This is a genomic window from Bacillus sp. PK3-067 (genome assembly GCF_056738645.1).
Genome location: NZ_CP096490.1, coordinates 3294948 through 3307352, shown reverse-complemented (window position 1 = coordinate 3307352; position 12405 = coordinate 3294948). Strand labels below are relative to the sequence as shown.

The window sequence follows — 12405 nt, the reverse complement described above, 5'->3', positions numbered from 1 at the left end:
ATGTAGGAGAAATGGAAAAGGGTGTATAATAAAACTTAATAATATGAAATAACCTTTTAAGGAGATCACTATGAAAAAAGATAAAACAAATGCGATGCGAATATTAGATAAAGAAAAAATTGAATATTCGATGATGTCATATGATCCAGACGATGGGAAAATTGATGGCGTATCAGTAGCCGAGAAAATTGGACGAGAAGTGAGAGAAGTATATAAAACGTTAATCGCTCAAGGGAATAGTAAAAATTATCATGTGTTTATTATTCCGGTAGATGAGGAACTAAATTTAAAAGCTGCCGCAAAAGCAGTAAGTGAAAAGAAAATTGAAATGATTCCTGTTAAAGATATTACGAAAGTGTCAGGATATATTCGCGGTGGTTGTTCACCAGTCGGAATGAAGAAGTTATTTTCTACATGTATTGATGAAAGTGCCCAATCACTTGAAACGATGATAGTAAGTGGCGGGAAAATTGGTATACAAATTGAGCTTAAAGTAGATGACTTGGCGAAAGTGACGAGAGCGCAGTTTGGAGAGGTAACGAAGTAAATATACATAGGAAAAGAAGTTCTAGTTTTATCCCGCTATTTGCCGGGCAGTAAGACCCTCATCTCAAATTTCGGCGGAAGCAAAGAAATTAGGTGGGGATCAACTGCCCGTAAAAGCCCGATTGGTGAGGGCTGATTGTCCTTTTTTATTTACAAACTGGATAAAGATTGAATGTTTAGTTTGATATAGGCATGTAATCTGAATTGTTTGTTTGGCTTTGGGAGAAGGTAAAACCTCGATGCAAGAACTTGAAATAAACAAGCAGGGTTTATTCCTAAAGATAGACAAAGAACCGGAGAGTGTTTAATGAGGAGTCAAGCAATATCCATAAGAAAGCACCAATTGGGGGATGCCAGTATTTTTGAAAAAACACGCTAATAGTATGCAAGATTTTATACAGTTTTTTGGCTAATCCAGTAACAAACAAGAGCACTAAAACCACGTTAGGATAGGAATGTATATAATATGTATAGATTCATAGAACTAAAAAAGGGTTCACTTGTGAGAGCAGGGTTGTCCTTTTTCCTCGCTAACGCTAATGATGGGTTATGTTAACCTCATATGTATAGAATATACAGTTAACTAAAAATGAAAAGTTTACAATTAAAAATGAACAATAAAAAACAGTAATGTAAAATCACTACTGTTTTTTATTGTTTCTTATAAGTGAATCATTTGTACTCCTGTCTATATAATTTAAACGAATAAATAGCTCCAATAAAGAATACAAAAGCTTCAAATAATATAAAGATTTGACGAAAATTCTCAATATCTTTACCAACTAAAGAAATAAATATAGCATTCATTAGAATTTGAGTAGTAAACATACGAGAAGTAATTTTTAAATAAATAGTATTTGTTCTTTCAACCGGTTTACCAATTTTTTTGTAAATAATAATAAGTGCAATTACTGAACCAAAAAATAGAAGTGCTGTAAGTCCTACAACGATATTAAAATTGGCTGTACTTTCTAACATCCATTTATTTAATAGATCGATCATTATTATCTTCCTTTCCTACATAAGAGAATATTTTGTTCTTCTTTTTCACTATAATAAAAAAAGGAAAAAGAAAACATCGAACTTTCTTACAAACATTCGTGTATTCTTACAGTTTTGTCATTTTGTAAATGTATTCACCGCCCTGTTTTTCACTATTTTCTTTGGAAAACATAGTGAATTACGAGAAAGAGCGCTACAAGATCAACTTCTGAGAACAAAAATTATGTAAATAAGCTGTTCACTGGATTCTCATAGAAAACTTTGGTGAGATAAAATTTTTGATTTTGTAGCACTTTAAAATCTTAGCTAGAGGGCTATTTATCGGTTTCTCACAATAAAAAGGCAGGAACATATCAAATATGTTCCTGCCTTTGATTTTATTAAGTTTAATATCTATGACCTAAATATAATAGAATTTGGAGCTTCTTTTTATTTTAAGTAAATTGGGTAATTAGACTATAACATTAATGTTTATCGTTGAATATAATAATAATATAATGGAGGTGATGTTATATGGCTCTTACTACAGGACCAATTGAAAACGTAGGAAATCAACCTGCTAATGCAAATAAAGTTAGGGTGAAGATCCTTAACCGTACTGCGGGCCCACTTACTGGAGTAGCTAGAGTTTTTAGACTTGACGGTTCATTAGTATTAATTGAACAGGTAAACTTCAATGTGAATTCTAATGCTTCTACTTTTGCAACTCTAAGTTTAGTTCATCCTGCTCTTGGACAAGCATTTGAATATGAAGTTCAAATTGTTCCTAATCAACCTGGTGGACTATATAGTGTTTATGGACTAACAGCTGAAAATGTTATTATTACTGCACAACGTGTTGTGAACTCAGAATTGACACAGTTTCTTTAATTAAAATAGATTGGTGCCTACATGGTATCCAATCTATTTTTGTACGTATTATTCAGAGAAAGAAAGGTTTTACACAAAAATAAAGATAGTTATGGAAAAGGGAAAAGTCGAGCTATCATCTTAATTTTTATTATTTCTGTCTTAGACCGTATCTGTTTTGTGGCACGGTTTTCTTTGAATGCATTTTATTCAAACTGTTTTTTAAAGTATTTATCAAATATGCATTATTGCATAAATAAATTTAAATTTATAAGTTAATATTAAACTACTTTTTAGTTGTAAAGAATATGTTAATAATCTTTATAAGAAAAGGATATTCCTTGTAAAAAGTGAAATTGTTTGGAATGTGAATAAACAAAAAGTTTAGAAGTGATACAGACTGGATAGAGTCTTGTATTAAATAAACAGAAAAGGGGTATGGGTTTCTAAAAGGTTTCGGGGGTTAGAAAGCACTTTTTAGTTAATAGCTTTAAATTATATTTTAAAGGGGAATGGGTATATGAAGTTTCGAAATACAAAGATTGCTATGGTTACACTATCTTCATTTTTTATTTTAGGTTCTGCATCTCTATCATTCACAGATACTATACATGGTGAAGTGGTTCCTGCATCAGCACAGGAGATTATTGTAAAAAATTATGACGATACATATTATAATAACGCAATAGGAAAAACGGGGTTAGAATTAAAGAAGGAATTGCATAATATTATTGATAATCATACAAAGTTATCATACAGTGCGGTTTGGGACGCGTTAAGAGATACTGATGAAGATCCGAATAATAAAAATAATGTGATACTCTTATATACTGGTCGTTCGCAAGGGAAACTTACGAATGGATCAGGAGTAAATAACTGGAACCGAGAGCATGTTTGGGCAAAATCTCACGGTGACTTTGGAACGACTGCAGGACCTGGAACAGATCTACATCATTTAAGAGCGACGGATGTATCTGTAAATAGTTCACGTGGAAATCTAGATTTTGATAACGGTGGTGTAAATCATTCTGAAGCGACAGAATGTAAATATGATAGTGATTCTTGGGAACCTCGTGATAGTGTAAAAGGAGATATTGCTAGAATGCTGTTTTATATGGCTGTTCGTTACGAGGGAGACAACGGCGAAATAGATTTAGAACTAAATGAAAAAGTGAATAACAATAAAGATCCATACATGGGGAAACAATCTGTCTTATTAAAATGGAATGAACAAGACCCGGTCGATGATTTAGAGCGAAAGCGTAATGAAGTGATTTTTACAAAATATCAACATAACCGCAACCCTTTTATTGATCATCCAGAATGGGTAAATAAAATCTGGAACTAAGATTTTTAAAGGTATTATATTTTGATAAAAGGGATTGATCATTATGATCAATCCCTTCTTATATTTTTACTAGAATAAATGATTTTTATAGGACTAGTGAGGGAAATAGAATAGATATTTATATGGAACGATAGTACTTATTTATCTAGTTAAGTATTTAGTAAGGTCCCCACTCAATATTCACCCCAACAATAAGAAAAACAAGTCCAATGATAAACCAAATGAGTGCAAGTGGAGCCATGAAACGAATCCATTTTCCATAAGAAATCCCGCTTGCTGCGAGAACGCCCATTAAAACACCGGAAGTTGGATTTAAGCAGTTTACTACACCTTCTCCGAGCATAACAGCCTGTACTGTAACTTGGCGTGTAATGTGCATGAAATCAGCTAATGGAGCTAATATCGGAATAAAAATAACCGATTCTCCTGTCCCGGATGAAATAAGGAAATGTAATGCAGCACTACTTACGTACATACCGATAACGCCAAATACAGGGCTTTGTCCTTCAAGAGACTGTGCGAGCTGGTTAACGATAGTATCAAGTAATTTGCCTTGTTCTAAAATGACTGAAATACAGCGAGCCATTCCGACGATTAAAGCACCGTAGATAAGATTTTGGCAGCCAGTTAGAAAAGTGGATGCGATATCGTTTGCTTTCATGCCACCTATTATTCCTGCTGTAATTGCTATGAAAATAAAAGTAGCGGTCATTTCTGCGTCCGTCCAATGTAGACGAAAAGCGCCTATTAAAAATGCAATTAATGATAAAGCTGAAACGAGTAAAATTAATTTATGACGTATCGTCCAAGGGACTTCTTTTTTCTCTGTTTCTTTTTCGCTTGAAAGAGCGTTACTGGGAAACCAGTTGTCGCCAAGGATGCTTCCTTTATTTGATTTTTTCAAGCGTTTTACGTACCAATTTATATAAAGGATAGTGGCAAGTAAAAAAGATATATAGATTGCGGTGCGTAAACCAATCCCGGAAAACATCGGAAGTTCTGCGATCTTTTGTGAAATGCCTAAAGGTGAGGGAGATAAAATAGTAGCATTAAAACCAGCATAAGTGCCTAAATAAATAATTGCTACACCGACGATAGCGTCCCATTTTAACGTGCGTGCAACAATGATGCCGATGGGGATAAAACCGATAACTGAGTTAACGATAATACCAGTCGTTCCAAGAATAGAAAAAAGCGCAGCAACTATACAAATGAAAAGTAATTGCTGATTACGAAATTTGTTAATAACATGATAGATTAAACCGTCAAGAGCACCTGTTTTTTCAAGAATTGCAATAGCTCCACCTGTAAATAAAATTAGAAAGATAATAGGAGCAGCAAGTGTCATTCCTTTTTCAATAGCGGTAAAAAAAGAAACAAATCCTACAGGTGATTGCGGAACAGAATGGTAGCTACCTGGTATTGTCGTTGTAACGGTCCCGTTTGTAACCCTTTTAAATTCTCCAGCAGGAACGAAGTACGTAGCAATGGCGCAAAGTAAGGCAATAAAAAATAGTAGTACGTACGCATCAGGCATTTTAAACTTTTGTTTACTAGGTTGTTTTTTTGCCTCAGTTTGTATTTGCATAAAATCCCTCCTTCTTCACTTGGTTAATTTTTAATATTCTGAATTTAATCTGTGAAATAGATTATAATAAAGGTAGCTTCTTAAGGCAATAGTTTTTGTATCCTTTTCCCGCACGTACAAATTATTGCAATATTAGACAGGGAAACGATAATAAGCCAAGAATATGTTATGTAGAAAGAAACAGGAAAAGAGGGAACAAGATGTGGAAAACTACTGATCTATGTGATGAATTTGAAAAGGAATTACAAATATGTCGCCAGTCTTTTCGGTCTTTTGGGAAGAAAGAACAATTCCACGGGAAAATTGCAACTGTAAAAGTGAAAGATGATAATGTACTAGTGAAGGAAGGATTGCAAACATTACCAGAAGGAACAGTATTAGTTGTTGATGGCGGAGCGTCTACGAATTGTGCGTTACTTGGTGATAATTTGGCAGCTATTGCGGAAGAAAGAAAGCTAGCAGGAATTATTGTGAATGGGTATGTTCGTGATTCTAGTGAACTAAAGAATATTAATATTGGTATTTTAGCGTTAGGAACGATGCCAAATAGAAGTGTGAAAGAAGGAAAAGGAGAACGAAATATTTCATTGCACTTTGGACAAGTGGATTGGAATCCAAATGAATATGTCTATGCGGATGAAGATGGCGTCATTATTAGTGAAAAGAGTTTACATCGTTAAGAGTTAATAAGTTATTATTCTTAGAAAATAAATCCGATAAAGCATGGACAAAATTCTTTGTCAATAGTAAAATAATACAGAAATTTAAAATTTACAGAATGTATAGGTTTATCGTTTTACGATAACTTAAATGGAAGTAAGTTGTGCCAAGAAAAGTGAATGTTATCACAATGATACGTTCATAAACAAAATTATTTTTCCTATACAAATATAGCCGCGAATAATGCGGGTAGGAGGTGTTGTACATTTTTGTTCGACACTTACAAAAAGAGAGTGTCAATCGCACGCCCTTGAAGGGCCTTTTTTTGTGTAAATGGTAGTAAGGGAGGAAATTTTGGGATGGCAATGTTGAAAAAGTGGCTGCTTACGTCGTTAATGGCAGTGACACTTGTATTTGTTTCTTTTGCGAATACAGTACATATTACATTTGCTGAAGGAAATACAGCAAAACTTGCAATTATTGGGGAATCACAAAAGGGCATTATGTTATGTCCGAAAGAAGAGCAAATTAAAGATGGGGAAACAGCTTTAAGTTTGCTGCAAAAGGTCATGGGGGACAAAGTAGAATCTGAAACGATGTCGTTTGGAACATATGTAAAAGGAATCGATGGTTTAATGGCCGGGGCTACAAGTGCTTGGCTATATGATGTAAATGATAAGTCTGCAGAAGTCGGAGCAGATAGTTATAAATTAAAATCTGGAGATGTTGTTGTCTTTCGCTTTGTTTCAGATTGGAGCAATATAAGCCAGGAAACATTGAAAGAAACGTTAGATAAGTTCGGGACGTGTAAAACAGAAGAACCTAACGGTGGCAAACCAGAAGAACCAAAGACGGATGATCCAAAACAAGAAAAACCAGAAGAACCGAAGACGGATGATCCAAAACAAGAAAAACCAGAAGAACCAAAGACGAATGATCCAAAACAAGAAAAACCAGAAGAACCAAAGACGGATGGTTCAAAACAAGAAAAACCAGATGGTACAAAAACAAATGATGAAAAACCAGAACAACCAAAGCAAGAGAACATTCAAAATCCAAGTGCACAATTAAACGAAGCCATTTCTAAAACATCAGATAAGATGTTACAAGATGGAATTGAAAGTGACTGGGTAGCTGTAGCGCTTTCTCGTTCTGGAAAGAATGTGCCAATTGAGGCGAAATTAAATTATGTTAAGTCAGTAACTGAAAAAGTAGAAAAGCGCATTAATCGTTTTTCAGCGACAGATTTAGCTAGAACAATTATTATGATGAATGCAATGAGTGCAGACCCTAAAAATGTAGGTGGACATAATTTAGTTCAAAAATTGTATGAGTCAGATAAAGTGAATTCTGTTACAGGTTATGCATTTGCTTTACTTGCATTTGATACGAAGAAGTATGAGATTCCAGTTGAATCAAAATGGAACAGAGTTGCTCTAGTGGAAGCACTGTTAAATAATCAGCATACAGACGGTGGATGGACTTATAATAGTTCAGGTAGTAAAGATAGTGCTAGTAGCGTTGATGTAACAGGTATGGTTTTATCAGCATTAGCTCCTTATCAAGAGCGATCAGATGTGAAACCAGCTATACAAAAAGCTGTTGCATATTTATATAATGAACAGCTGCAAAATGGTGGTTTTTCAGCTGATGGACAAGAAAATTCAAATAGTACTGCGCAAGCAATTATTGGATTATCGCTTGTTAAAGATGTAGATCAAAATCGTCTTCATAAGGCAATGCAAAACCTATTATCATATCAACTTTCAAATGGTGAATTTAAATGGTTACCAAGTGATCAAAATGGTAACGGAATGGCTACAGAACAGGCTCTTTTAGCATTACTTCAATTTAAGGAAATGGGAAAATCTATTTATGATTGGTCTAATGTAGACGCTGGTAATGTAATTAAGCCAAAACCGATTGAAGAGCCAGAAAAGGTCGTTGAACCAGAAAATAATGTAGTAGAAAAAGAAGTTACTGAAGAACCGAAAGAACAAAAACAAGTACAACAAGAAACAAAAGATGAAAATCTAAAAGTAGTTGTAGATAACGAACCGGTTAAGAATAAAAAAATCGGAAACGGTAACAGTCTACCAAAAACAGGAGCATCTTCTCATAGTGCAGCAACAGAAGTAGGTATGGGCGTATTATGTATTGCTTCTGCATATGTATTATGGAGACGTAAAGCAGCTTAACAAAAAATTAGGAGCAATTATTTGCTCCTAATTTTCGTATGAAAGGTGAGAGATAGGATGAGTAAGATGAAATGGTTCATTTCTTTACTGCTTTCGCTCGGGCTACTTGCCGGATGTGAAGAGGCAGCTGTAAAGCCTGAGAAGAAGGTAGAACCGAAGCAAGAAGAGGTAGCGAAACAAGAAGTACAAAAAGATGAAGCGAAGCCGGAAGAAAAAACAGAAGAAAAGCAAGCTGAATCAGAGCAAAAGCAGCAAGAAGAGCAGAAAGAGAAACAAGAACAAAAAGTAGAAGAGAAGGCGAAAGAGGAAAAGCCGCAGGCACAACCAGAGGTAAAGAAAGAAGAGAAACAACAGGAACAACCGAAAGAACAGCCGGCTGTAAATAAGCAACCAGAGCAGCAACAAGCACAAGAAGAGAAACAACAACCGAAAGCACCAGAAGTAAAAGAAGAAGCAAAGGTTGTGAATCAGCCGAAAGAAACACCGAAGCAGGAGCAAAAGAAAAAGCCAGAAGAGAACAATAGTGTACCAGCTCCACCAACACCGGTACCACCACCAAACCCAGTGCCACCACCAGTACCACCAGTACCTAAAGCAAAACAAGTAACAATCTCGGTAAAAGGAAATAACGGATATATAATGGGTGCGAAAAAGATGGATGTACAAGATGGCGATACTGTGTATAAAGTATTACAACGTACAGGATTAGATGTTGATGCAAGCGGATCTAGAGATAGTATTTATGTGAAAGGTATTAATGATTTATATGAAAAAGATATTGCGGATACTAGTGGATGGAAATATCGTGTGAACGGTGCTTTTCCAAACCATAGTGCTGGTGTAGCTACGGTAAAACCAGGCGATACAATTGAGTGGGTATACGTATTACAATAAGAAAGGCATTCGGTAAAGGGCTATGAAAATAAGTTTTTCTTCTTTACATCCTTTTGTGAATTTTTTCTATTATATCGGGGTGATGATACTATGTACGATGTGTCTTCATCCTCTTTTTTTAATTGGAGCAATAGTATTAATTATTATGTTAAATGTGATGCAAGGAAATAGCGAAAAGATAAGAAAGATGTTACCGAGCACAATTGTTTTCTTTTTTATGGTGATTTTATTTAATTCGTTATTAACGCATAGAGGTCGAACTACGTTATTTTGGTTAGGTGATAGCCGTATTAAGCTTGAGGCGATTATGTTTGGAATAGTAATGGGGTTATTACTAGTTGCAGTTATGTTTACGTTTGCGTCATACAATGATATTATTTCCAGTCATAAATTTTTATATTTGTTTTCAAGAATTTCACCGAAAGTTGCATTGTTAACGATGATTACAGTGAGATTTATTCCTTTGTTTATAAGGCGATTAAAGAAAATCACACTCGTCCAAAAAACGAAAGGTGTGCAGGTAGATTCAGGTTCGATAATAGAACGCGTCAAAAATGGTATGCAATTGCTGCAAGTATTATTAATTTGTTCATTAGAAGATGCACTGCAGACGGCAGATTCTATGCAAGCTCGTGGATTTGGTGTAACGAAGCGTACGACGTATATTCGCTATAGAATGGAAAGGCGTGATTGGTATACGCTCAGTTATTTAATCATTTTATTTATAGCTGCTATTGTATGTAGTAATTATGGCGGAGGGAAATTGATTATTTATCCGAAAGTCGAATCTATTTTATTCCAGCAATACGATGGAATGATGTTTGTATTATTTACACTGTTTATTAGTTTACCAATTATGATGGAAGGAAGGGAATGGATATGGTGGCGCATGCAGAAATAAACAATTTATCATTTGTATATGCTGATGAAAATAAAAAAGCGTTACAGCATATTTCTCTTTCTGTTCAAAAAGGTGAGTTTATTGCACTTGCTGGAGGATCGGGATCTGGGAAGACGACGTTATTAAAACATTTTAAAAAGGAGTTACTTCCAATTGGTACGCGTTCTGGAGAGATATTTTATGAGGGTGTTTTAATAGAGGAAGTAGCTGATTTGTTATCTGCCCAAGAAATTGGGATGGTATTTCAAAACCCAGAAAACCAGATTGTTATGGATACAGTGATTCAAGAATTAGCATTTTCTTTAGAAAATATCGGATTACCATCACATATTATTCAAAAAAGAATAGCAGAGCTTATTAGCTTTTTAGGATTTCAAGATTTATTGCATCAATCTGTTCATACGTTATCTGGTGGGCAGAAGCAGCTTGTCAATTTAGCTGCGGTATTAGTTATGCAGCCGAAATTGCTATTATTAGATGAACCGACAGCGCAGTTAGATCCAATCGCTGCAAAAGAGTTTTTAGGATTATTAAAACGGATTAATGAAGAACTTGGAATTACGATTATTTTAAGTGAACATCGTTTAGATGAAGTTATCCCGCTTGCAACACGCGTTGTTTGTATGGATAATGGCCGTATTATGTATGATGGTAGTCCTAAAATTGTTATTACGGATATGTGGGGAGTAGAAACATTCCGTCCATTTATTCCGCAAATTCCAAGGCTATTTTTAGAGTGGAATGTGAGAGATATTCCGTTTACAGTGCGAGAGGCGCAAATGAAAATGAATGATTTTGCAGCGATATCATATGTAAATGACCCAATAGCACAAAGTGAAAAGCAAGAGGTAATTTTAAGCGCAGAGCATATTTCGTTCCAATATGAAAAAAATAGTCCGCTTATTTTACGTGATTTATCAGTTTCGATTGAAAAAGGAAAATGGGTAGCGCTCGTTGGGAAGAACGGTACAGGTAAGTCTACACTGTTAACGATTTTAGCAGGATTACAAAAAGCGAGAAGAGGAAAAGTAAAGTGGAACGGAAAAGTGGTACATAAAATCGATTCGAAAGAACGGTTTAAAAGTATTGGGTATGTATCGCAGCATCCGTATTACCATTTTACATTTGATACAGTATGGGACGAGGTTTATGAACGTGCACGTGAATTATATGGAGAACAAGGAAAAGAAATAGCAGAAGATACGCTAAAACAGTTTTGGTTGTACTCGCTTAAAGAACGCCATCCGCATGATTGTAGCGGAGGAGAGCAACAATTACTTGCGTTATGTACGACGTTATTATCAAAGCCAACGATATTATTACTTGATGAACCGACAAAGGGATTGGATCCATGGAAGAAAGAAAGAGTAGGAGAACTATTTAGGAAGCTGCAAAAAGAAGGTACAACAATTGTAATGGCAACGCATGATATTGAGTTTGCAGCGAAATACGTGGATCAATGTATGATGTTATTTGATGGAACAGTCATTATGAATGATGCACCGAAAGAATTTTTTAGCGGCAACTTCTTTTATACAACATCTATTAATCGATTCATTCGAAAAGAATTGCCATATGCATTAACGTGGGAGGATGTGTACGAAGCTTGTCCAAACGATATGTTGCATTCATAATATGTATCTTTGCAGTAATAATCGGCACATTACTCTTTACGACACTTGTTATGGACGGTTATTACATGTTAAGTAGTTTGTTTCTATTAGCGGTTATTATGTTACCTTTCTATATCCGTTTTGAAAGAAAGGCGTTTGTTTCACGTGAAATTGTTCTCGTTGCTGTATTAGCGGCAATTGCAGCAGTAAGCCGGGTGCCATTTTCTATTTTACCAAGTGTACAACCAACTTCTTTTGTCATTATCGTTTCTGCAATTGTATTTGGAAGTGAAACTGGTTTTATGATTGGTGCTACAGCAGCAATCGTATCTAATATTTTTTTAGGACAAGGTCCATGGACACCGTGGCAAATGTTTTCGTGGGGCATGATTGGTTTTATAGCAGGTTTACTTCGTAATACATTTTTTATGAAAAAGCTATGGGGAAGACTTCTTTACGGAGTAATTGTTGGCTTTTTATTTGGCTGGATTATGAATTTCTGGGGCCTTCTCGGTTTTATACGAGAAGCAACATGGGAAACTGTCATTTCGTATTATATCGCAAGTTTTTACTTTGATTTGAGCCATGCGATTTCGAATGTTATTTTCTTATTACTATTTAGTACTTCATGGATTACGATTCTTACAAGATTTAAAAAGAAATACGGTATATTAGATGAGCATAACGTGACATAGAAAAGCATACTCATATAAGGTAGGGTCGCGACTTACATATTCGTTTGCCTCTTTCATGCTTCTTACATAATGTAAGGAGCATTTTTTTGTCAAAAAATCGATTCAATATGC

Annotated in this window: 11 protein-coding genes and 1 pseudogene; 10 read left to right on the top strand and 2 right to left on the bottom strand. The window is 35.0% G+C overall.

Annotated elements, in window-relative coordinates; translation table 11 throughout:
* The first annotated feature begins 70 nt into the window (after positions 1-70).
* Positions 71-547, top strand: a complete 477-nt coding sequence (gene ybaK, locus M1D73_RS16990) for a Cys-tRNA(Pro) deacylase (protein ID WP_000710860.1) — start codon at positions 71-73, stop codon at positions 545-547.
* 671 nt (positions 548-1218) lie between these two features.
* Here the strand turns inward: ybaK and M1D73_RS16985 are convergent.
* Positions 1219-1548 (bottom strand): hypothetical protein, encoded by a 330-nt coding sequence (locus M1D73_RS16985; RefSeq protein ID WP_000566269.1) that lies wholly within the window; start codon positions 1546-1548, stop codon positions 1219-1221.
* A 139-nt stretch (positions 1549-1687) separates the two neighbouring features.
* Between M1D73_RS16985 and M1D73_RS16980 the strand changes: the two are divergent.
* The 3 genes and pseudogenes from M1D73_RS16980 to M1D73_RS16970 all read left to right on the top strand — a co-directional run.
* Positions 1688-1774 (top strand): annotated as a pseudogene (locus M1D73_RS16980) (transposase); the annotation flags it as partial.
* 287 nt (positions 1775-2061) lie between these two features.
* Positions 2062-2418: a hypothetical protein gene (locus M1D73_RS16975; RefSeq protein ID WP_001229415.1), complete on the top strand. Its 357-nt coding sequence runs from the start codon at positions 2062-2064 to the stop codon at positions 2416-2418.
* Between the two features lie 499 nt (positions 2419-2917).
* The gene (locus tag M1D73_RS16970; protein WP_121868248.1) at positions 2918-3745 is read left to right on the top strand and encodes an endonuclease I family protein; all 828 of its coding nucleotides are present in this window, start codon (positions 2918-2920) and stop codon (positions 3743-3745) included.
* Between the two features lie 157 nt (positions 3746-3902).
* On the opposite strand, the gene M1D73_RS16965 is transcribed toward M1D73_RS16970, so the two are convergent.
* The gene (locus M1D73_RS16965) at positions 3903-5333 is read right to left on the bottom strand and encodes a YfcC family protein (protein WP_025686826.1); all 1431 of its coding nucleotides are present in this window, start codon (positions 5331-5333) and stop codon (positions 3903-3905) included.
* A gap of 200 nt (positions 5334-5533) precedes the next feature.
* On the opposite strand from M1D73_RS16965, the gene rraA reads away from it, so the two are divergent.
* The 6 genes from rraA (at position 5534) to M1D73_RS16935 (ending at position 12294) form a co-directional block, all read left to right on the top strand.
* Positions 5534-6013 carry a ribonuclease E activity regulator RraA gene (gene rraA, locus M1D73_RS16960; protein ID WP_000266037.1) on the top strand — a complete coding sequence of 160 codons (480 nt, stop codon included), beginning with the start codon at positions 5534-5536 and terminating at the stop codon, positions 6011-6013.
* A gap of 339 nt (positions 6014-6352) precedes the next feature.
* On the top strand, positions 6353-8191 hold the full coding sequence (locus M1D73_RS16955; protein ID WP_121868249.1) for a DUF4430 domain-containing protein: 1839 nt from the start codon (positions 6353-6355) through the stop codon (positions 8189-8191).
* A 57-nt stretch (positions 8192-8248) separates the two neighbouring features.
* Positions 8249-9085: a DUF4430 domain-containing protein gene (locus M1D73_RS16950; protein WP_121868250.1), complete on the top strand. Its 837-nt coding sequence runs from the start codon at positions 8249-8251 to the stop codon at positions 9083-9085.
* A 22-nt stretch (positions 9086-9107) separates the two neighbouring features.
* A complete protein-coding gene (locus M1D73_RS16945) occupies positions 9108-9986 on the top strand; it encodes an energy-coupling factor transporter transmembrane component T (protein WP_078386288.1) in 879 nt (292 codons plus the stop codon).
* On the top strand, positions 9959-11620 hold the full coding sequence (locus tag M1D73_RS16940; RefSeq protein WP_121868251.1) for an ABC transporter ATP-binding protein: 1662 nt from the start codon (positions 9959-9961) through the stop codon (positions 11618-11620). Before M1D73_RS16945 ends, M1D73_RS16940 begins: the two co-directional genes overlap by 28 nt.
* On the top strand, positions 11593-12294 hold the full coding sequence (locus M1D73_RS16935; protein WP_000044904.1) for an ECF transporter S component: 702 nt from the start codon (positions 11593-11595) through the stop codon (positions 12292-12294). Before M1D73_RS16940 ends, M1D73_RS16935 begins: the two co-directional genes overlap by 28 nt.
* Positions 12295-12405 lie beyond the last annotated feature (111 nt).